Consider the following 21,899-nt stretch of genomic DNA (forward strand, 5'->3'; position numbering starts at 1 on the left):
CAATACTACATACTGAACAATTAAATAATACTGCCAAAAGAAAGCAAAAAATGATCGGATGGCAGCTGTCATACTTGTTAAGATGGGATCAAGGGAGTGGATAGCATGGCTTGGATAGAATCATTGCAGAGGGCGATTAATTACATGGAGGAGAATTTGTTAGAGGATATTACAATGGATGATATTTCTAGAATGGCGAATTCCTCAGGCTTTCACTTTCAGCGTACGTTTTCTCTTTTGACGGGTATTTCCGTCGGTGAATACCTCAGGCGCAGACGGCTTACGCTGGCAGCCGATGAGCTTTGCAGGACCAATGCAAAAATCATCGATATTGCACTGAAATATGGTTATGGCACTCCCGAAGCATTCACAAAAGCTTTTCGCAGGCAACACGGCATTTCCCCAAGGGAAGCAAGGAAGCTAGCCGGAAAGCTAAAATCCTATAACCGCCTGACGATTCAGGTGAGATTGAAAGGGGCAGACCCAATGCAATACAAAGTGGAAAACAAAGAAAGTTTTGAAGTAATTGGTATCAAACAGACATTTTCCTATGTAAACAGCGAGAATCTGATCGGTATTCCTGAAATGTGGAAAAAAGCAAACAAGGATGGAACTTCCGGCACACTCATCAGTAAAAATAATGGTCCGGTTAAAGGCATTTTAGGTGTTTGCGTGGATAAGAACAGTGAGGGAAAACAGATGGATTACTGGATCGCCTCAGCTTCTAATGAGAAGGCTTCTGAAAAATTGTCAAAGCTAGAAATTCCTGCCTCCAAATGGGTAATCTTTGAAGTTCATGGGGCAATGCCGGATGCAATGCAAAGCGCCTGGAAGAAAATTATTTCGGAATGGTTCCCTTCAAGCGGTTATGAGCACGCTGGAACGCCCGATCTCGAAGTATATACATTCGGCGACATATCTTCTTCCGATTATTATTCGGAAATATGGATTCCAGTTAAATAATCCTTCCTACGATTTTTCCCGCCGCCGTAAATACCGTTCGGTATACGGCGGTTCCTTCAAAAACAAGGTAAGCCCCAATCAAACCGCGCATATCAATCCATAGCACTTCCTCATATGATTCATATATCAACTGAAGGAGGTGCTTTTCATAGGCTACAAAAAACATTGATCATCGTTCCCGTCCAATTACATCCCCTATCGAACACCAGCCTTTCAACTGTTACTGCCAATTCTTCCGGTCTTAGCGCCATCAAACTAGCAAATGCCGAAATCATCTTCTAAAACGGCATAGAGGAGCGCATCATCCAACCGATGAGACATGATAATACTAGTGTAAAATCACGCCGTTGATTAACTAAATTTAGACAGGTCCATTTACCACATTCAAAATAATGATATAGAAATAAGACCATTTGATCTCACCAAGCCAAGGGTCATGCGCTGAAAGGCCACGGACGATAAGTTGGGATTAGAAATGGAAAACTTTATCTGTTTATATAACCAATGAAGGCGGCAAAAAGCTGATTGAATACCGCTTTTTCGCTCGTGCCGAATAAAACGGGCATATTCAAGTTTTGCTTAGTCCAGCGAAAAAAGGGTTCAATGCTCTAACGAGGTTTAAACAGGTTGGTGATCTCTTCTGCCGATACATAACGTAAGCTGGTTACCACACGAACTTCTCGTCCTTCGTCATCTTTAAAAAACACTACCCGATGATGTTTTTTGGAACGAGATTGGACAGGCTCAAGGGACAAGTCACATCTTGTGCCGCGTTTAAACCCTCTTGTGGCAAGCGTTGAAGCCACCTCTTCACAGTTCAAACAAACGGTATAGATTTTTTCAGAGCCCCTCGTCATTTTTTTACCCATTGGACGAAGATTTATATCATCCGTTGCCTGCACAAATGATTTTCCGCTTTAGATTGACTACACACCAAATGATGTGAGTGAATGGAGATATCTCGAAGCCCAGAAGTGAAAAAATTAAGAAGCTGGGACAAAGGTTTTCAGCTTATAAAAAAGCCGAACTATTAATTAGAACTCTCCTTCAGAGTTTCGTAATAGTTCGGTTTTATTGTTTCTCATCATTCCAAGGCGGAGGTCTTAAATAGCCCATAAAAAGGATTAAATAGCATTTTGTGTTAACTCATTATGCGTGCTACCAAGCGAGAGCGCTGTAGAAAATCTGTGCCTATTTTCTTGACGCAGTATCGTATCGCCAAGGACCTGCATTCATTAAAAAGGAAGCGTATTTTTCTTAGAACTGCTCAAAGCCGTTTGTTGCGGGAACTCTCCGTTTAAAAGCTTTTGCCATATAGGGAATTAGGTTTAACGGCTCTTATAAAGGTCATAATAAAAGTATTACTTTACTAAGGGGGTCATTATGGATTTATCTTTGTGGTTAGAGTACGGCTGGATTTTGATCGTTCTGATTCTATTAGAAGGGGTTTTATCCGCTGATAATGCGCTGGTTTTAGCGGTGATGGCGAAGAATTTACCGGCGGAGCTGCAAAAGAAAGCCATTAATACAGGCTTGCTGCTGGCTTTCATATTTAGAATTGGAGCCATTTTTCTTATTTCCTTTCTTTTCCACGTTTGGCAAGTGCAAGCGATTGGAGCAGCCTATTTAATTTTCATTGCGTTAAGGCATTTGTTTAAAAGAAATAAGGGGGGCAAAAAGGATAAGAAGGTGAAAAGCTATCGCATGACGATTGCCCAAATAGCCTTGGCTGATATCGCCTTTGCGATAGATTCTATTCTGGCTGCCGTTGCTCTGGCTATTGCTTTGCCTGATACACCGATAGGCGCTATCGGAGGGATGGATGGCGCTAAGTTTATTGTGATAATATTAGGAGCACTGGCAGGATTGATCGTGATTAAATTTTCAGCCGGTTTCTTCGTCACGCTGTTAGTCAAGCGTCCTAGTCTTGAAACAGCTGCGATGGTATTAGTGGGCTGGGTAGGAGTGAAGCTGTTAATGCATACGCTTGCCCACCCTTCGATAAATCTCATTGCACATGATTTTGTGGAAGGGCCTGTCTGGAAAATTATCTTTTGGTCAGTTATGGTTCTGATCGCCTTGGGCGGCTGGTTTCTATCTAAAAGAGAGCCTCAAAAACTGACGAACGAATGAGGCAACATTTATACAAGTGATCTTTCCTGTGGGGGAAGGCCGCTTGTTCTTTTTGTACGGGTATGCAAGGGGTTATCAGTTTTTTTCCTGATAGACGATAAAAAACAAGATGCGGCAGCCGCACCTTGTTAAGATTCTGGTGAAAAGAGAGACTTATCCTCCACTTTATTGGTCATAACAGAAAGCACGATGCCTAGCGTGATCATCCCGACTGCAATAAAGGTAATCCACATATAGCTGGTTCCGCTGTGCAGCAGGATGGTGCCTAATGTGGCACCAATGCAATTAGCTAAATTAAAAACAGAGGCAGCAATGGTTCCGGACAGGGATGGTGCTTCTTTAGCGCCAAGAATAATTTTTGCGTTAAGGATTGGGCCGGTTCCGAATGCTCCGGCACCGAATAAAAAGCTCATCACAAAAGCTAATGGCGGGATTCGAATAATAAACGTAAAGGCAACAAGCGTCATCGCCAAAATGATTAACGCCAAAATTAATCGTTTTGTTAACAGCTGAGGGCGTATGCTCCCGGATATAAAGTTCCCGATCACCGCGCCTAGACCAAAGCAGAAAAATGCTGCGGTGATGCCGGTAACTTCCAATCCTGCAAATTCGCGCAGAATGGGTTCGATAAATGTATAGGCCGTGAATACACCGGAATATCCGAACACAATAACCGCCAAGATGAGCATGACACTTTTATTGGTAAAGATGCGCAGTTCTTTCTTCAGGTTCGGGGCATCCCCAAGCTTTATATTCGGTGTACATAGAATTAAGCCGATGAATGCCAGAAATCCAAGGATCACAATAAACCAGAAAACATAGCGCCAGTCTAAGATGCCGCCTAAATAGGAGCCAAAGGGAACCCCAAGCATGACAGCAATGGTCAGTCCTCCTTGGACGGCAGCAATCGCCCGCGGCCCCTTCTCTGGAGACGAAATATAATAAGCCATAGACATAGCTAGCCCGAAGAAAGGGGCATGCATAGCTGCTGAGAATAATCTGGATAATAAGAGTACTTCAAAGCTCGGAGCCATTGCCGCCAACGAATTGCTTACGATAAACACCGCCATTAGGCCGATAAGCAGCGGTCTTGGAGGAACTTGGATTGTTGCCATCCGCAAAATGGGGCCAATAATAGCGACACTGATGGCATAGACACTTAATAATAAGCCGGTGGTGGAAACGGGTACATCTAAATCGGATGCAAACTGAGTCAATAGACCAGTGACAACATATTCTGTCATTCCGATAGCAAAAGTCGAGATCATAAAAATAATGAGAACAGCGTTTCTGGGTGCTTGAAACTGCTTCATGCTTAGCTACCTCCTTAAGTTCAATCTAAAGGTTGTATGTACAGATAAGGCCGGTTGAATGCCGGCAGTTTTGTTCAAAAAAAGATCCGTGTCATGTGCCCTGCGTTTATTTACATTAAATGATTGCCGGATCAATGTAAATAAAAAATCAGATTCCTCACACTTTTTTTGCCTTCCTTGCCCATAGGTGCCAAGCTCAGTACATAGAAGAAAGACATTTGCTGAACATAAGCGCGCGAATATCCGTTCAGAACAAAGGGAACCTTCAGCCCTGCTTCTTTGTTTAACGTGAACATAAATAGAGAAAGGGAGTTGACAGGGTTCACTCTATTACTGGGAGGTTTGGAGCCGATTGCAATAGGGCAGCAGGCTTTTAAAAGTTTCATTCGTTTTACTAAACGGATCGAAGGGCGTTCTTGTAAACTCCTTCTAGGCTTTTGTTGATCGGCAGGGTAAAGACAGCTTTTGTGAATAAGAAGATGAGCGCCTCATCCAGTTGCCCATTCCTTTCTATATGATGTCTATCAAGTTTTGCCGAATGAAACGGATTTCACTGCATTTAAGGGAGCGGGAATGTATGGATTGAATTTTGCTTTCTTCGAGGACTTCCAGCACCACGGGGAGAATATGCTGTATTTAGTTCAGCATCTCGGTTCGCTGAATTTAGTGGAAAAAGATGATGGCCACCACGTTTATTTTAATATTTTTGGGAATAAGATGATTACTTTTTCGGAAGCATTCGTCAAGCCTCTGATGATCTTTACTACTGTTTGCTGGTTATGTACTTTCGTTGTCGGATATAAAAGAAAGCATCTAACGATTACGGGGACGGCTGCCGGATGTTTGCTCTGCTTCATTCCTTTATTATTAAGGTATGGATTAGGCGATCTATCCAAGACGGTCATCCCCAATATCTTTACGGAAAATAAGCGGATGAACCAACAGATTGGAACGATACCTCGGCTGTTTTTCATTGTCTATTCCATGATAGCCTGGATCTATCAATGGCTAGTCCAAGAAAATAATCCATATAACTTAACAATGGGGGCATGGATCAGTTGGGTCATTCTATTAATAATTGCCAGCTTTCAGCATCCAGGCTCCAGCTACATTTTTGCATGGCCGCTGTTATTAGGATTACTTGGGCTGAATGCTTTAATGTTTATAAACGATGCAGTCTCTTGGAAGAGCTGCTTCATCACGATGGTTCCGGCGGCATCTGTCATTCTCATCACAGGGCCGGTCTTATATCTTTGGTATGTGTTATTGTCGACTGAATTTATCAGTGTTTTATTAGCATTTGCGGTATTATTAAGTGTTTTGTTCCTGTTGATTATTAGCACATTCCGTTTACAATGCACTGCCGGGTTATCCATTAGTTTATTGAGCATTGGGGTCTTAATTGCCGCGTTTCCCTTCCTGTAAAACGTTATGTGAATCGTTTAAGGGGATTGAAGAGCATGCCGAAACATGCTCTCAGTTATTTTTTGTGTTGTTCTGCAGGCAGGGAAGAACGAGCGTTTATGATTCGCTGTCTGCGGATTGTGTGGAGACTTGCCAAGTAATGCCGAATTTATCCGTTACTTGTCCATATAGAGGGGACCAGAAAGTTTTTTGAAGAGGCATGTTCACCTGTCCGCCTTCCTGCAGCTTGCCAAATACTTCTTTTGCTTTCTCAGTATGGCTGATGGTGATAGCCAAGGTCACTTGCGAACCTAATTGATAAGGTGTTCCTGGAAAAGTATCAGACAGCATAATATCCGTGCTGCCGACTTTCAGATGAGCATTGAGCACACGGTCTTTCGCTTCAGAGGATAGGGGAGCATCCGGTCTTTCTGGCATATCTCCAAAGGTTTTCAGGCTTAATACTTTCGCATCTAACGCATTTTGATAGAATTGGATCGCTTCCTGTCCATTTCCGTTTAAGACGAGATATGGATGCATTCCTAGAATCATAACGGTCACCTCTTTGACTATTTTTTCGTTGCTTTTATACTAAATGAGTTTCGCTTTTATGATATTAAACATACCATAAAGCTGCAAGGGTCGGCAGCATCGTTTGGAACGCATACATGCAGAATCATAAAATCACCCTTTAAGCAGCGGGGGATTCTATCAACCGGGTATTTAGAACTGTAATCTTCTGCTTAAAGCCCCCCATCTTGAAATGGAGTGCACCTTCTTACTGCATGCTGGTCAAATGCATGATACTATTTACGGAGATTCAATGGGGAAATCATTCGGCTGGAAGAATGAAGCGCAAGAAAGGAGAAAAAAGCAATGAAGATACGCAAGCTCGCCTTAGATGAGCAGCCCCCTATGGACTTGCTTTTGTCAGCAGATCCTTCCCGGACACTTGTGGAGGAATATGTCCTCAGAGGGCAATGTTTTGTCGCCTATTTAAACAAGGAGATCATAGGTGTCTATGTTCTCCTGCTGACAAGGCCTGAAACGGTCGAGCTGGTTAATATAGCGGTAGCTGAAAACCATCGAGGCAAAGGATTCGGCAAGCAGCTGATTCATCATGCCATTGAACAGGCAAAGCGCTTAGGATGTAAAACCATTGAGGTCGGCACAGGCAACTCCAGCATTGGACAGCTGGCTCTTTATCAAAAATGCGGCTTTCGAATAACGGGCATTGATAAAGATTTCTTTCTTAGACATTATTCGGAAGAGATATTTGAAAATGGTATACAGGCCGTAGATATGGTGCGGCTGTCGCAAGATGTGTAACGTGCATCTTCAAATAGCAGGGATTCTCTGTTATCCATTGAGAGAAAAGGCGATCATCGCAGCGTCCTGATTCTGCGCCTTTGTGCCCTGCATCGTGCAGAACGACATAAGGTGCCGCGATCTTTCGCTAAGCTTTTGCTTCCCTGTTCTATGCTTGAAGCGGGAGTCACGCGGCACTTTATATGCGGGATAGCCATCAAGCTTAAGTCTTTAATGTGCGGAGAGCCCCCGCCACTTTTCGGGCAAACGATAAGGGCGGCTCCACAGATTGAAAATGAACATAGAGGATGTTTGGCTTTGCGTATAGCCAATGATTATGAAGCGCACTGATGATAAGGCCGCTGGCGGCAAGCGCATGAACAAAAGCCGGCACCTCTTTTTCGAGAAGCACCGTTTCACCAAGATTCAAGGCATGGCCATGACGATCCAACGATTCAAACATCATTTCGCTGTGAAGCTCTGCACGGCTTGGCCGTCCTTGTATCGTCACGGCGAGATCACGCTTCAGCTCGACAGAACAGACGCCGTTATGGACGGATGGTTTCCCTTGAAGTATCTGGCCGAATTGCTGGCAAAGTGTTTGATAGCTGCTCATTAGGTCCCTCCTCTTCTAAGTTGCTACAGTGTATGCCCAAGAAAGAGAGAGGGGAACTTGTATGCTCCGGAATGTGGAGAATCGAAAGCGATTTAATGCAGAAGCTGTAAAGGTTCAGAGGAAATGAAAAAGCCGGGGGGTTACCCCAGCAATAAGAAGTTTTTCCAGCAGCTGCAGTTTTTTTGAAACCGCACAATCAGCTGGTCCAACTCTTGGCTGTATCTAACGGTTTCTTCATGGCTCAAACCGCTTTTTATGCCAACCGAAATCATGAAATCTCGTTTTAAGTCTATTTCATGGAGTAAGTGACTGCAATGTTCTTGAATATCCAACGATCCTTCTCTCCCGATAGTAAATTTTTTGTAAATCTATCAGGTAATAATATACACAATTTTATTTGAATTTGAAAGGTATAAAGAAAAATTTGTCAAAAAAATCAGGGCAGCTCTTCTGAAAGTGAAAGGTACGCAGAATGAAAAGGTGGATTTGCAGAATTATACGAACCCAATTTCCTTCTTTTCCTTCCTGGGTGCCTCAGAAGAAGGCATACTATATTTATTAGATCGCTTGTCTAGACCAACGGCTTGTGATCCGTATTCTTTGTGAATCAAACTGATTGGTAGGGTTATAAGGTTTGGAGTATTTTTTGGCCGCAAAAAATCAAGGCATTAAAAAAGCGATGGCTTTGAAACAATTATAGGCTTCTTATTCGAAAAAAGGGAGTTTATCGCCTGCAGATAGCAGGTGATGAACTCCCTTTGGTTATGAGGAAGACTTTTTCAGTGGCCCCGGGAGACAGCATAGTTTTTCCTAACTATCTATACAAGAGGAACAAGATCACTAACGGGATGGCCTAAAAGGACAGAGATATCAACCTCAAGGATTTCTTTGGTAGATACTTGGTTATTTCACTTGAACTGAGTTCTAGGAAGGAATGGTTCCACAATTTTTGTTGAAAATTGTGGGATATTAAAAGGATTGTAAATAAATTGTTAATTTTTATGGTGAATTTGCTTGGTATTTGATTGATAAATAGTGGATTTACAGGGAATTCAACAAAAAACAAACTATTAACAATCAAAGCAAAGCTGCTTAATATTGCTGGATTATAGTAAAGGTAAGCAAAACAACATATTCACTGACAGGGGGAAGAAGGATGAGGAAGACGAAATGGATTAGTTTGTCAGCTGTTTTGGGGCTATCTTTATTAGCGGGATGTTCGGGTGAAGAAAAAGCTTCGGGGGAAGCAGGGAATAGCAAACTTGCCGGGGAGCTAACGGTTTACACCGCTATTGAAGAAGAATTAATTCCTGTTTATCTTGAGTCTTTTGAGGAGAAGTATCCCGACATTGATTTGAACATTGTTCGGGACTCGACGGGCGTGATTACAGCCAAGCTATTGGCCGAGGGGAAGAATACTCCGGCAGATGTTGTTTGGGGAACGGCCGCTTCCAGCTTATTGGCTTTAGAGGAGAAAGAGATGCTTGAAGGCTATTCGCCTAAAGGAGCGGATCGTGTCCAGCCGCAATTTAAGGATAAGAATCAGCCAGAAAAATGGGTTGGCAATACCGCATTTATGACAGGCATTGCGGTTAACAAAGCAGAGCTCCAGAAGAAAAAGCTGCCTATGCCCAAGTCTTATAAAGACTTGCTGAAACCGGAATATAAAGGAACGCTCGTCATGCCTCATCCCGCTTCTTCGGGAACCGGTTTCTTAACCGTTTCGGCCTGGCTGCAAATGATGGGAGAAGAGGAAGGCTGGGAGTACATGAAAGAACTTCATAAGAATATCGCCACCTATACTCATTCGGGCTCAAAGCCTGCTAAGCTGGCTGGTGCCGGAGAATATCCAATTGGTGTGTCACTTGTCTACAGTGCCGTCAAGGAACAGCAGTCAGGTGCTCCGGTCGAGGTGATTCTGCCAAAAGAAGGATTAGGCTGGGAAGTGGAAGCCAATGCCCTAATTAATAAAGAGGACAAAAAAGATGAAAAAGCAGCAAAAGCCTTTTTAGACTGGGCGATATCCGATGAAGCAATGCAAGAATATTTTAAAGCAAATGGTTTTGCAACGATTCAGCATGATTATAAAAATCCCGATGGGTTTCCTGAAAACATAGAGGACATGCTTATACCAAACAATGATCTTCAATGGGCGGCCCAGAATAGAAGTGGAATTTTAAGCAGATGGGAAAAGGAATTTGGACAAAAAGCTGAGCCGAAGGAATAAGCGGGAAAGGATGGAACAGACCGTGAATGAATACTTGACGATTGAACAGATTAGCAAAGGATTTGGAAATATGACGGTGCTAAACCAATTAACGTTTTCCGTTAATAAAGGGGAATTTGTCTGTTTGCTCGGTCCCAGCGGCTGTGGAAAAACGACGCTTTTGCGGATTATTGCGGGTTTGGAAGAACCTTCAGAAGGACGGATTCTCATAAATGAAAGAGATGTGACAAACATCCCGCCAGCAAAGCGGAATTTCGGAATTGTATTTCAATCTTATGCGCTTTTTCCGAACCTGACAGCGATAAAAAATATCCAATTTGGTTTAAAAACCAGAAAATTAAAGAAGAAGGAGATAGATGAAAAAGCGATCGCTGCTCTGCAAATGGTTGGCTTAGAAGAGTTGAAAGACCGCTATCCATCTCAGTTATCCGGCGGGCAGCAGCAGAGAGTTGCCTTAGCTAGAGCTCTTGCTTTATCTCCGGACTTTTTATTATTAGATGAGCCTCTATCGGCTTTGGACGCTAAGGTGAGAGAAAAGCTTCGTTTTGAAATTCGACAGCTTCAGGAAAAATTAGGGATTACTACGATTATGGTGACCCATGATCAAGAAGAGGCGTTAACCATGGCGGATAAGATCATAGTGATGAACAAAGGGGAGATTATGCAAATTGGATCACCGCAAGAGGTGTACCAATTGCCTGCTAATCCATTTGTGGCGGATTTTATCGGAGCCATGAATTTTATTCATACGCACCCGAATGATCCGAAAGGTCGGATGTTAGCGATTCGGCCGGAGCAAATTCATGTGTCTGATTCAGGAATACCAGCTGTATTAGAGAAATTGGAATTTAGAGGCCCTGTTTACCGGGGGCTGTTTACAATTGATGATCCTCAGACCACATTGAATAATAAGCAGGTTTTAGTGGATTTGCCTGCTGCTGTCGTTCATCAGAATAAGATAACTGCCGGGCACAAAATGAAGCTGTCTTTAGGAGAAAAGCAAATGCTGGCATACAGTGAAAAGGTGGGCGGATAAATGGAATGGCTTGTTAAAGGTTCTCCTTTTGTTACCAATAAAAAAGTGAGACAGAAAGCAAGTGTAAGCGGATGGCTTCAACGTTTATTGCTCGTTATGATGGTCACGGCCTTCCTTATTTTGCTGATTCTACCGCTGTATCAGTTGTTTGTTCAAGCTTTTTACAGTGAAGAAGGCGCTTTTATTGGGTTTTCCAATTTCAAGGAATATTTTTCTTCTCCTGCTTTAGTCCAATCTTTAACAAATACTATTTTTGTATCTAGCATGACGACCATTATTACCATTACATTGGCATTTGTTTATGCGTTTGCACTCGTTCGGTCTTCCATACACGGGAAACTCCTTTTTAAATCAGCAGCTATGCTGCCGCTGTTTGCTCCTACAATGATGCATGGGATTGCCCTAATGTACCTTTTTGGAAATCAGGGACTATTGACGAATGGCTTTTTCGGCTTGTTTCCTGGTCTGCAAATAGAATTTTATGGACCCGTCGGCATCATTATGGCGGAAGTGATTTATACATTTCCGCAAGCTGTGCTTATTTTAATGGTGGCTTTTCAAAACACAGATTATCAAATGTATGAAGCGGCTGACACGTTAGGAGCCAGCAAATTAAGAAAGCTTCTCGTGATTACTTTTCCTAGCGTTAAATATGGATTAGTCAGCTCTGCTTTTGTTGTTTTTACCTTGAGCTTTACGGACTTTGGAGCGCCCAAGATTGTGGGAGGACAATATAATGTACTGGCCACGGATGTATACAAGCAAGTTATCGGCCAACAAAACATGGCGATGGGAGCCACTGTCGGGATTCTATTGATGCTGCCTGCGATTCTTGCCTTTGTGGTCGACCGACTGACGCAGCAAAAGCATACAGCTTCCATTTCTGCAAGGTCCAAACCCATTCAGCTCAAACCCAATCGCTTAAGGGATGCGTTACTCTTCATCTATTGTTCGGTTATCACCGCTGTAATATTGCTCATGTTATTAGCCGTATTCATTGCAGCATTTACGAAGGTTTGGCCGTATGACTTAAGCTTTACTGCTGAGCATCTGCAGTTTAATAGTTATACAGGTGACGGAATGAGCGCGTTTAAGAACAGTATCATTGTTGCGGTCCTGACAGCTATCGTTGGTACGGTTTTGACCTTTACATTCGCTTATGCAATTGAAAAGGTTCGCAGAATGCAGACGTTAAGAAAAGCAGGGTACTTTCTGTCCATGCTTCCGTTGGCGGTGCCAGGGATAGTGATCGGTCTTGGGTATATCTTCTTCTTTAATCAAGCGGAACTTAAGCTTTTTTTCTGGGAATTTGATAATCCTTTTCACTTTTTGTACGGTTCTATAACGATTTTAATTATGGCGAATATTATTCATTTCTATTCAGTAGCCTTTGTAACAGCGACGACGGCTTTAAAGAAGCTGGACCGGGAGTACGAATCTGTCTCCGAATCGATGGGAATCCCATTCTACCGCACATTTTTTCAAGTCACGGTGCCGATGTGCGCACCGGCCATTATGGAGATCATGGTGTACTTTTTCGTTAATTCAATGGTGACAGTATCTGCGGTAATGTTCTTATATTCGCCTGATTTTAAACTGGCTGCTATTTCTATAGTAAATATGGAGGATGCCGGGAATTTAGCGGTGGCGGCAGCGATGAGCTCTTTCATTCTGTTAACGAATATCGTTGTTCGAATATTGTATGAAAGCAGTTCTAAATGGATTCAAAGAAAGTGTAACCAATGGCAAATAAGATAGGAGTGAAGACAATGGAAACAAAGATTAAAGGGATTATTTTCGATTGGGCAGGAACAACGATTGATTACGGATGCTTTGCCCCTGTGCAAGTATTTATAGATGTTTTTGGGGAAAGGGGAATTGAATTAACTCTGCAAGAAGCCAGGGAGCCTATGGGGCTATTAAAAGTGGATCATATACGAGCAATCACAAAAATGCCGCGGATCCAAAAGCAGTGGATTCAATTGCACGGCAAAGAACCAAGAGAGGAAGATATTCAGTACATGTATGAGCGGTTTGAAGAGAAACTGTTTGCGATTCTTCCTAACTTTTCCGCCCCGGTGTCGGGGTGTGTTGATTTGCTCCAAAGGCTGAAAAGGCGAGGAATAAAAATCGGCTCGACGACTGGCTATACCCGGGAGATGATGAATATCATTGCTCCAAAGGCTAGAGAGCAGGGATATGCTCCCGACACGATTGTTACATCCGATGAAGTGCCGGCTGGACGGCCTCTTCCCTGGATGTGCTATATGAATGCAATGCACCTTGGAATCTATCCGATGAGTGCCGTGATCAAAGTAGGCGATACAGCAGCGGATATGAAAGAAGGAAGAAATGCAGGCATGTGGACAGTTGGAGTGATATTAGGAAGCAGTGAACTCGGACTGACAGAAGCCGAAGTGAAAGAAATGGGCATTGACCAGTTGGAGGAGAGAATTGCTCATGTCCGCGAACGCTTTATGCAGGCTGGCGCCCATTTCACAATTTTAGAATTAGGAGATTTAGAAAAAGTGATTGACGTAATCGAAATGGAACAATTAGACACCGTTCAATTATAAGGAGAGATACATATGGATGCCCAACATTATTTATTGCTCACTCCAGGTCCGCTTACAACAACAGCCACAGTAAAGCAGGCCATGCTGTATGACTGGTGCACTTGGGATGAGGATTATAATCAGCTGGTGCAAGCGGTAAGAAAAAAATTAGTTCGGCTGGCGGTAAGCGATGCAGAATCTTACACAGCCGTATTGATGCAAGGAAGCGGGACATTTACTGTGGAGGCAGCTATTGGCACGGTATTGGGACCTGACGATCAGTTGCTTGTGTGCGCTAATGGAGCTTATGGCCAGAGGATAGCCCGCATTGCATCTATTTTAAATATCCCGTTTCAGGTGTACGATGTGCCGGAATATGAGCCTTTAAATGCGGAAAAATTGCAAGCTATTTTGGAAAAAGAAAAAGGAATTACTCATGTAGCTGCCGTTCATTGTGAGACAACGACAGGTCTGCTTAATCCGATTAAAGAAATTGCCGCAGTTGCTAAACGAATGGGGAAGGTAATGATCGTGGATGCAATGAGCAGCTTTGGCGGAATAGAAATTGAAATGGAACGGTGGCAAGTCGACTTTCTAATTAGCAGTGCTAATAAATGCATTCAAGGTGTTCCGGGGTTCGGCTTTGTAATTGCGAAGCGCAGCGAGTTAGAGAAATGTAAAGAAAACGCTCGCTCTTTATCCCTAGATTTGTATGATCAATGGAACACAATGGAGAAACACGGCGGGAAATGGAGGTTTACTTCTCCAACCCATGCCGTTCATGCCTTTTATCAAGCTTTATTAGAGTTAGAAGACGAAGGAGGGGTCCTTGCAAGACAGCAGCGGTATGCGCGAAACCAGCAGCTTTTGGTAGAAAGGATGGAAGAGTTGGGATTTTTGCCGTTCATCGACCGCCGCTACCATTCGCCGATTATCACATCATTTCTATACCCGTCTGAGCACTTTTCTTTTGAAAATTTTTATCAAATGCTTAAACGGCAAGGATTTGTGATTTATCCAGGAAAAGTATCTCAATCGGCTACCTTTCGAATTGGAAATATAGGTGACGTTCACGAGAAGGATATCATCTTACTTACTGAGGCAATTCAAAAAGGAGTGTTCATTCAATGAAAATATTCTGTTTAGGCGGAGCAGGCAAGATTTGTCGGGAAGCAATTTTTGATTTAGTAAAGCATTCTTCATTTCAACAGATTACCGTCGCTGACTTTAATGAAGAAGCAGGCAGAGAAGTGGTGGCATGGCTCGATGACCCGCGTGTGGACTTTATCAAAGTCGATGTAACCAATACCGATGAAACGGTCGAAAAGATGAAGGGGTATGACATTGTCTTAGATGGAACGACGATTAAATTAAATGGACAGTCTAGTAAATGCATTTCGAGAGCAGGCTGCCATGGAGTGAACTTAAATGGCTTTGGAGAAGAAAATCAATGGCATGATGAATTTGTGGCTCGGGGAAAAACGATGCTGCCCGGGTTTGGAATGACTCCCGGTGTAACACAAATGATGGCGATGCATGCAGCCAACCAAATGGAGGTTGTTGAAAGCGTCAGAGTGAGTCACGGATCTTTTCGTCCCATAGCTTTTTCAGCGTCGATTACTGAAACAACTGCTTACGAGTACGACCCTGCACTTTCAACAAGAGTGGTCTATGAAAAGGGAGAAATGAAACAAGTGCCTCCGTTTTCCCGCCCAAGAAAGATCCGCTTGCCAGAGCCGTACGGGGAAACAATTCAATACATCATTCCTCATGCTGAAACATTGACCCTTGCTCGTGCATTGAGAAAGAAAGGCGTCCAATTAATAGAAACACGGGGAACATGGCCAGCACCTAATATGCGTTTAGTGCGAGCGTTATATGAATACGGTATTTTGAAGAATACGCCGATTACTGTGAATGAGCAAGAAATAGGCATAATGGATTGTATCTCCCAGTATTTATTGCAGTCGAAAGAAGGGCAATCAACTGAGCTATATGGTTATTCTCTTCATGTTGAAGTAGTGGGTTGGAAAGAAGGAAGAAAAATTCAGCATACTTTATACCATACACATCCAGCATCAGATGGTTCAGTTCCCGGATGGGAAAAGCTGCGAGCTTATACAAGAAATGTGGCTATTCCGTTTGCGATTGCGGCCGGCTTAATTGCTGGGGGATATGCGGCAAAAACTGGAGTTGTGACACCGGAAGAAGCCTTTTTAAATCCTTCTTTAATCTTTGAAGAACTGAAAAAACGGGACATCTATATTCATGAAGAAATTGAAGTGCTGAATGAGGCAGCGCCTCTCATCAATTAAATGTTAGATTGGGGGGATGGACCATGTCTGTGGTGAGTGAAGAAAGAAAGCGGCTAATTATCGAGAAGGTTGAACAAAAAGGGAAGGTCAAGGTAACCGATTTGGCCAATGAATTTTCCGTATCTACTGAAACGATTCGCCGATACTTAGAAGATCTAGATAAAGACCAAAAGCTGAAGAAAGTATATGGGGGCGCTGTCAAGCAAGAGGCTTCTTCGTTAATGGAGCCATCCATGGTGGAAAGAAATATTTTAAATATTAGCCAGAAAAAACGAATTGCCTATCAAGCGGCAACGTTTATCCGTGATGGTGATGTAATTGTTATTGATGAAGGAAGTACCACGCTGCAATTAGTTCCCTATTTGCTGCCCTATAAGAATTTAACGATTATGACTAACTCTTTTTCTTTAGTTAATCAGCTGATTTCTGCGGTCAATAAGGAAACCTTTAACGGGCAAATTGTCTTTCTGGGAGGAAAGGTAAACGCTAAGCATTTTCGTGTTAGTGGTACGATGTCTCAAGAGATTATGAATCAATTGTATTTTGATAAAGCGTTTATATCCGTTGACGGTATTCTTCCGAGCTTTGGCTTATCAAGCTATGATTTAGACAAAGCCAAGATGTCCAAGATGATGATTAAGCAGGCTCAGCAATCCTTCGTGTTAGCTGATTATTCAAAAATAAACCAAAGAGGAACTTACCAAATTGTTCAATTGACCGAGGTAGACTATCTGCTGTCTGATCAAGATTGCCCAGGTGCATGGAGCCGGGTTTTGCTCCAAAATCAAGTTCAATGGGTAAAATGCTAAGCAAAGGCCGGTTAACCTGCGACTGCAATAATTGATTAGCACGCGTATATCATAATAGGAGATCAGGACTGGCTTCCTCCAAAGGAGGCCAGTCCTGATTATTATTCCATTACATTCAAGGAAAGCAAGCATCTTGTTACACATCTGCCATGAACGGGAGCCGGTTCATGCACTTCATGTGGTAGGGCTTTGAAAATTTGGAAAGCAGTGTGATAAGTGAACTACCCGCCACCTGCGCTTCGCTTAGAGGTGGGGGCTTCTAAGGTAATCGCACCTATCCGAACGAAATTTACTTAGCTATCGAGCCTGTTCCATGCTCTATTTATGATTATGCTAACAGTCGCAATCCTTCATTCCTGATATGGATAGAAGCATTCCAATCTAAAACCATAATCACAATGGAATATGCGCTCAGCAAGAGATAGAGACTCCTTTACTTGCCCGCAACCTGAACAAGTTTTGGAGGGTGGAAACCACTTATCTATTTTGATAAGCTTTTTCCCCTGCTCTTCTACCTTGTAGTGGAGAAATATCGTGAACATGCCCATGCATGGTCAGCGATACTTTTACCCAGATGGAGGGCTTGGGACATTCCTTTCATGGGAGGTCTTCAATGAGCGCGCAGTCATACCGTTTCGCCAATTTGTATGATCCTTTATGGAGAAAGTCCTTTCAAGAATGGAGTGGAAAACCAGAAGCCAGAGGGGGGGATCGCGGCATCTAAAGACCCGATTCGTTTTGAAGGTTCATTTTATTTTCTGCAGATCTAATGAATTTAGTATTTGCATGTGAGATACTGGGGAGGAGGGGGGATGATAGAGTGAAAGATGCTCATATACTGAAGCTGGCCAAATTCATTTGGCTGTTTCCTCTGCTTTATTTCCTTCATGATTTGGAAGAGATCCTTACAATCGAAAGTTTTCTTAAAGAACAGGCGAATGTCCTTCCTGTTCGAATCACGGCTATCGAATTTTCACTGGCCTTTATGGGATTATGGGTGCTGGGGACGATTGGATGCTGCCGGACGGCAAGAGGCAGAACGTTTCTCAGCATGTCGCCTGTTATGTTTTTGGCTTTTTTGGTTCCTGGCGTGTTGCTGGCTAATGGAACAGCCCACGTTTTGCAATTGATAATTTTAAGAAGTTATGTCCCCGGAATCGTAACCAGTGTTCTTATCCTGTTTCCATATGCCTTTGCTTCCCTGAAGTATTTGCTGATGGAAAAGCTCATCACTGCTAAGAAATGCTTTTTCTTGTTTGGGCTGGGTTTTATTTTACAACTACCTTTAGCCGGACTGGCTCTTTTGTTAGCTAAATGGATACTTCGTTAAGCGAAAGCAGAAATCTTTGTGTTTACCAGGCGGAGAATTTTCTGCTTGTTTATGGCTTGGAATACATAAGAAGATCTTCCTGAAAAGATGAGTAAAAGGCTTAATCTAATGAACAGACCATTTTAAAAGACAGGAGGACTGTGAGGGTGAGTAAGCCTTTACAAAAGGTCGCTTACTTATTGAACTGTGCCCGGCTTTAGGAGCATATCTTAACGGAGCCGATAAAGAAGACAAAAGAGGGGGATTCCAACGGTTGATTTGGCCCCCCCTCTTTTTTAGCATTCCTCTGATTTATTCGAGTGGAGTGGCGGCGGTATTAGCCACCCCTTTTCTTTATGAAGGCGAAGGACTTTTCCGCCTAGCGTTGCTTTTTGCATATGGAACTGAGCAAACATTCCCGCGATATCTTCGCGGATGCATTGGCCAATCGCTTGACTGGAAGCCACTAAACAAGCCGCGGTATTGGCGGACAGGGCAGCTGCAATTTCCGGATCCATCATTCGTGCGCCTACTGGAATATCTTCAAGGCAAGCATTCGGTCTTTCTGGCGGAGACGGCGGAAGACCAACACCGTTTTGCTTTAAAAGAGCTTCCAGTTCTTTCTCCTCTTGCTGGCATAGCTGAATGGCTTCATCCAGTAATTTTTTTAAATCCTCATCACCTGTGTGATTCAATTTTGTTTGGTAACCTGCAATGGCACCTTTTGTAACAAGCAAGTAAGACCAAGTAGCGAATACTTCGCCATAATGCATCGGTTCATTTTGTGGATTGCCGCTTAAAATACCCATAAACACACTCCTAACTTTTTTTGTGAAATTCATAAAAAATGACCTCGCTCCTTGCAGGAGTTCTGTTCAATTCAAGTGTTTGTTTAAGAAGCCGTTTTTATACAAAGAAATATGTGATTCAAAACGCGGATGCATGATTTTATCTGTTAAGGGTAATCTGCTAAAAGGATGATGAAAGTAAAGAATGAAGAAGCAGCTTCATGATGAAGGATGGAGGTGAATCGAAATGACCAATCATTCCGACAATGATCGGTATATTCCCATGACGTCAATAAATAGCGGTTCTGTCAGAAAAGTGCTTCCCGACCTATTCAGTTACACAAATCAAATTGTGAACCTTGCCTTTATTGGAAGTGAAAGAAACGGCTGGGTGATGGTGGATGCCGGAATGCCGAAGTCAGCAAAAAAAATTATAGCGGAAGTGAAGAACCTTTTTGGTGAACAGTCTTCTCCGCAGGCGATATTATTAACACATGGGCATTTTGACCATGTAGGCTCCGCCATTATCATGGCAGAAAGATGGGGCGTGCCTGTGTATGCCCATCCATTAGAATATCCCTATTTAACAGGCAAGAAGCAATATCCCGCTCCTGATCCTGCGGTTGAAGGAGGATTAGTGGCAAAAATGGCGGGGTTTTTCCCTAAGGAGCCTATTGATCTTGGCAAATATTTGCATGAGCTGCCGGCAGATGGAACGGTGCCTGGGTTGCCGGAATGGCAGTGGATTCATACACCGGGCCACACAGACGGACATGTCTCCTTTTTCCGGCCTCGCGATCGGGCGCTAATTGCTGGGGACGCATTTATTACAGTTAAACAAGACGCGCTGTTTGATGTGGCTTTTCAAATCAAAGAAGTGAATGGTCCGCCCCGCTATTTTACACCGGATTGGCAAACGGCGTGGAATTCAGTGAAAAAACTTGCTGAGCTCAGACCCGCATATGTTGTACCGGGGCACGGTCAGCCGATGGAAGGAGAGGAGCTGGCAGAAGGTCTGTCTCGTCTAGTGGAGAAATTTCCTGATGTGGCGATCCCGGATCACGGCAAATATGTAGATGGTGAAAAATAAATAGCTCGTTCTGCCTGCTTCTCCAATGCTAGAATTCAAGAACAACGGAGGAGCAGGTGCTTCTTATCCCGCATCTAAGATTCCTGCTTCAAGAATGGAGCAGGGACCCCAAAGTCTAAGCAGGAGATCACAGCCTTTAAATGTCCGATTCCTTCGGTTCTTGGCAAAGGCGCTGCAATGTTAGCCGTCAACAGCGGAGAAGGAAAGAAGCTCCCGCTGTTTGCAGGTTCGCTTTGCGGCATGATAAATGTTGAGCCGGCCTTCTTTTTGAAACCTTTTTCCTGCGTCATCCGTATAAATCATTGACAACATGGAGAGGAGTTGCTTTATGGGGAATATATTCGTATTCTCGCTGATTGTTGGTCTCGTATCAGCGATTGTTCTTATACCTTTATCTAATCAAAAGAAAAAGCAAGAAAAAACACCGGGGAGAACGGCGATAAGATCTGCGGTTGCTGTTAGTATTCTGCTTGTGCCGGCAGTGTTGGCATTCTATTACTTCAGCAATTTAGATCGAAACCTCTCTTCGGTTTGGCCGCTATGGATCATAGTGACGGCTGCAGGAGCGGTGCTTGCTAAAGGGAAAGAGAGAATGATCAAAGCCTCTCTTTTTGCACTTAGTTTACTAGTGGGCATCTATTTCTTCACCGCTTTTGTATTTAACGCGGATGAGAAATTCAAGTCCGCCAAAATGGATGAAAAAGTGGAGATTGAAACGTTCGATGAGAAGAAAACACCGGCTAGTGTGCCGCCAAAATTTGCCCGCAACAAAATGAAAAAGGCCTTTGGACAAGTGCCTAAAACCAGTTATTATGAGCTGGGCCGTCTGCAGATCCAGAAGGTGAATGGCGAGTACGTGTATATTGCGCCGGTTGAGTTTTCAGGCTTATTTAAATGGTGGAAAGGGGATCGCACGCCGGGGTACTTTACGATGAGCGCCACAGATTCTTCGGAGAATCCAAAGTTCGTCAAAGCTGAAATGATATACACGCCATCCTCCTACTTTAATAAAAATATTGAACGCCATATTCGAATGAAATATCCGAATTATATTTTTTACGGCGATGCTCAATTAGAGGTGGATGATTCAGGAAAGCCTTATTATATCCGTACATTCGGCGAGTTTATTTCTGCCCGAAATGGATTTAAGGTAAAAGGAATTGTCGCGGTTAATCCGAAGACTGGAGAAACGAAGCTGTATCACTTGAAGGATATCCCAGCATTTATTGATGGAGCGGTATCGCCGGAAGCGGTGAGCCTGAAAAACAGTTATTTCGGAAACTATGTTCACGGGTTCTGGAACAGCATCTTCGGCAAATCGGATGTCAAGCTCCCATCAGATGAGGGAACAGAAGCCAATGTCAGCCCGATTTTTGATGAACGGGGAGAAATGTATTATTTCACCGATTTCACCAGTCCGAAAGAAGGAGTGGACTCGATGCTCGGTTACTCACTCACTCATTCAAAAACAGGAGAAGCCACCTATTACACGGGCGACTCACAAGAATCATACATGGATTCTCGCGGAGCTTTAGAGATTATTGAAAAGAAATTCATTGAAAAGAAATGGAAAGGACAAATGCCCGTTTTATATAATTTTTATGGTGAAGCCAGCTGGTTAACGCCAGTTCTTGATTCGAATGGATTTTTGCAAAATTACTTTATCGTTTCGGCCGCCAATCCGGAGATCTCTGTGTACGGGAATACGCCAAATGAAGCATTAAGGCTGTACAAGGCGGCCTTGCAAAGAGGAGGCAGTACGGTAGACGGCAGCTCTAAAGCTAAGAAGAAACAAACGAGCGGAACCGTTCTCAGAGTGTATAAAGAAAAGTCAGGGGACTTTACGCTTGTATCTTTCCTTTTGAATAATCGCCAGAGCTATATGATTTCCTCTGAAGCCGATCCGATGGCTATTTATTTAAAGGAAGGCGATCAAGTAAAAGTGAATTATTTAGACACAGGAGAAGCCTTTTTGCCGGCTAAAGAAATAACCATTAAAGGACTTGAATAAAGGAAGAAAACACGATGAACTG

General features: G+C 43.2%; 21 protein-coding genes and 1 pseudogene. 14 read left to right on the forward strand and 8 right to left on the reverse strand.

Going from position 1 to position 21,899, the window contains the following annotated elements; genetic code table 11:
- The first annotated feature begins 105 nt into the window (after positions 1-105).
- Positions 106-963 carry an AraC family transcriptional regulator gene (locus tag CEF20_RS01230; protein ID WP_100330132.1) on the forward strand — a complete coding sequence of 286 codons (858 nt, stop codon included), beginning with the start codon at positions 106-108 and terminating at the stop codon, positions 961-963.
- On the opposite strand, the gene CEF20_RS16465 is transcribed toward CEF20_RS01230, so the two are convergent.
- Entirely contained in the window at positions 956-1,093 is a 138-nt protein-coding gene (locus tag CEF20_RS16465) for a hypothetical protein (protein ID WP_232713318.1), read from the reverse strand. The two genes, CEF20_RS01230 and CEF20_RS16465, sit on opposite strands and share 8 nt — an antisense overlap.
- A 478-nt stretch (positions 1,094-1,571) precedes the next feature.
- A complete protein-coding gene (locus tag CEF20_RS16935) occupies positions 1,572-1,832 on the reverse strand; it encodes a hypothetical protein (protein ID WP_232713319.1) in 261 nt (86 codons plus the stop codon).
- Between the two features lie 514 nt (positions 1,833-2,346).
- On the opposite strand from CEF20_RS16935, the gene CEF20_RS01240 reads away from it, so the two are divergent.
- Positions 2,347-3,096, forward strand: a complete 750-nt coding sequence (locus CEF20_RS01240; RefSeq protein ID WP_100330134.1) for a TerC family protein — start codon at positions 2,347-2,349, stop codon at positions 3,094-3,096.
- 128 nt (positions 3,097-3,224) lie between these two features.
- On the opposite strand, the gene CEF20_RS01245 is transcribed toward CEF20_RS01240, so the two are convergent.
- A complete protein-coding gene (locus CEF20_RS01245; protein WP_100330135.1) occupies positions 3,225-4,409 on the reverse strand; it encodes an MFS transporter in 1,185 nt (394 codons plus the stop codon).
- Positions 4,410-4,940: 531 nt separating this feature from the next.
- On the opposite strand from CEF20_RS01245, the gene CEF20_RS01250 reads away from it, so the two are divergent.
- Positions 4,941-5,834, forward strand: a complete 894-nt coding sequence (locus CEF20_RS01250; protein WP_232713320.1) for a zinc-binding metallopeptidase family protein — start codon at positions 4,941-4,943, stop codon at positions 5,832-5,834.
- Between the two features lie 96 nt (positions 5,835-5,930).
- Here CEF20_RS01250 and CEF20_RS01255 read toward each other — a convergent pair whose 3' ends face one another.
- A complete protein-coding gene (locus tag CEF20_RS01255; RefSeq protein ID WP_100330137.1) occupies positions 5,931-6,365 on the reverse strand; it encodes a VOC family protein in 435 nt (144 codons plus the stop codon).
- A 324-nt stretch (positions 6,366-6,689) separates the two neighbouring features.
- Here CEF20_RS01255 and CEF20_RS01260 point away from each other — a divergent pair, with 324 nt between their 5' ends.
- On the forward strand, positions 6,690-7,142 hold the full coding sequence (locus CEF20_RS01260) for a GNAT family N-acetyltransferase (protein WP_100330138.1): 453 nt from the start codon (positions 6,690-6,692) through the stop codon (positions 7,140-7,142).
- A 202-nt stretch (positions 7,143-7,344) separates the two neighbouring features.
- Here CEF20_RS01260 and CEF20_RS01265 read toward each other — a convergent pair whose 3' ends face one another.
- Entirely contained in the window at positions 7,345-7,737 is a 393-nt protein-coding gene (locus CEF20_RS01265) for a DUF1259 domain-containing protein (RefSeq protein ID WP_100330139.1), read from the reverse strand.
- Between the two features lie 140 nt (positions 7,738-7,877).
- A complete protein-coding gene (locus tag CEF20_RS01270; protein WP_232713321.1) occupies positions 7,878-8,069 on the reverse strand; it encodes an aspartyl-phosphate phosphatase Spo0E family protein in 192 nt (63 codons plus the stop codon).
- Positions 8,070-8,893: 824 nt separating this feature from the next.
- Between CEF20_RS01270 and CEF20_RS01275 the strand changes: the two genes are divergently transcribed.
- The 7 genes from CEF20_RS01275 to CEF20_RS01305 are packed head-to-tail and all read left to right on the forward strand — an operon-like array spanning position 8,894 to position 16,679.
- Positions 8,894-9,964, forward strand: coding sequence for a putative 2-aminoethylphosphonate ABC transporter substrate-binding protein (locus CEF20_RS01275; RefSeq protein ID WP_100330140.1), 1,071 nt, complete (start codon positions 8,894-8,896; stop codon positions 9,962-9,964).
- 22 nt (positions 9,965-9,986) lie between these two features.
- Positions 9,987-11,000, forward strand: a complete 1,014-nt coding sequence (locus CEF20_RS01280; protein ID WP_100331962.1) for an ATP-binding cassette domain-containing protein — start codon at positions 9,987-9,989, stop codon at positions 10,998-11,000.
- Complete coding sequence (locus tag CEF20_RS01285) at positions 11,001-12,758, forward strand: putative 2-aminoethylphosphonate ABC transporter permease subunit (protein ID WP_100330141.1); 1,758 nt, start codon at positions 11,001-11,003, stop codon at positions 12,756-12,758. It begins immediately after the preceding gene.
- A gap of 11 nt (positions 12,759-12,769) precedes the next feature.
- Positions 12,770-13,576 (forward strand): phosphonoacetaldehyde hydrolase, encoded by an 807-nt coding sequence (gene phnX, locus CEF20_RS01290; protein WP_100330142.1) that lies wholly within the window; start codon positions 12,770-12,772, stop codon positions 13,574-13,576.
- 12 nt (positions 13,577-13,588) lie between these two features.
- Entirely contained in the window at positions 13,589-14,686 is a 1,098-nt protein-coding gene (phnW, locus tag CEF20_RS01295; protein WP_100330143.1) for a 2-aminoethylphosphonate--pyruvate transaminase, read from the forward strand.
- On the forward strand, positions 14,683-15,870 hold the full coding sequence (locus tag CEF20_RS01300; protein ID WP_100330144.1) for a saccharopine dehydrogenase family protein: 1,188 nt from the start codon (positions 14,683-14,685) through the stop codon (positions 15,868-15,870). Before phnW ends, CEF20_RS01300 begins: the two co-directional genes overlap by 4 nt.
- A gap of 23 nt (positions 15,871-15,893) precedes the next feature.
- The gene (locus CEF20_RS01305) at positions 15,894-16,679 is read left to right on the forward strand and encodes a DeoR/GlpR family DNA-binding transcription regulator (protein ID WP_100330145.1); all 786 of its coding nucleotides are present in this window, start codon (positions 15,894-15,896) and stop codon (positions 16,677-16,679) included.
- A gap of 328 nt (positions 16,680-17,007) precedes the next feature.
- Here the strand turns inward: CEF20_RS01305 and CEF20_RS01310 are convergent.
- Positions 17,008-17,351 (reverse strand): annotated as a pseudogene (locus CEF20_RS01310) (RNA-guided endonuclease InsQ/TnpB family protein); the annotation flags it as partial.
- 148 nt (positions 17,352-17,499) lie between these two features.
- On the opposite strand from CEF20_RS01310, the gene CEF20_RS01315 reads away from it, so the two are divergent.
- A complete protein-coding gene (locus CEF20_RS01315) occupies positions 17,500-18,009 on the forward strand; it encodes an HXXEE domain-containing protein (protein ID WP_157796171.1) in 510 nt (169 codons plus the stop codon).
- 275 nt (positions 18,010-18,284) lie between these two features.
- Here CEF20_RS01315 and CEF20_RS01320 read toward each other — a convergent pair whose 3' ends face one another.
- Complete coding sequence (locus CEF20_RS01320) at positions 18,285-18,797, reverse strand: DUF3231 family protein (protein WP_100330147.1); 513 nt, start codon at positions 18,795-18,797, stop codon at positions 18,285-18,287.
- A gap of 226 nt (positions 18,798-19,023) precedes the next feature.
- Between CEF20_RS01320 and CEF20_RS01325 the strand changes: the two genes are divergently transcribed.
- Together CEF20_RS01325 and CEF20_RS01335 are read left to right on the forward strand one after the other, a co-directional pair.
- Positions 19,024-19,866: an MBL fold metallo-hydrolase gene (locus CEF20_RS01325; protein WP_100330148.1), complete on the forward strand. Its 843-nt coding sequence runs from the start codon at positions 19,024-19,026 to the stop codon at positions 19,864-19,866.
- Between the two features lie 328 nt (positions 19,867-20,194).
- A complete protein-coding gene (locus CEF20_RS01335) occupies positions 20,195-21,877 on the forward strand; it encodes a hypothetical protein (protein WP_100330150.1) in 1,683 nt (560 codons plus the stop codon).
- The last annotated feature ends 22 nt before the right edge of the window (positions 21,878-21,899 follow it).

Origin of the sequence: Bacillus xiapuensis (assembly GCF_002797355.1) — a bacterium.
Lineage (GTDB): Bacteria > Bacillota > Bacilli > Bacillales > Domibacillaceae > Bacillus_CE > Bacillus_CE xiapuensis.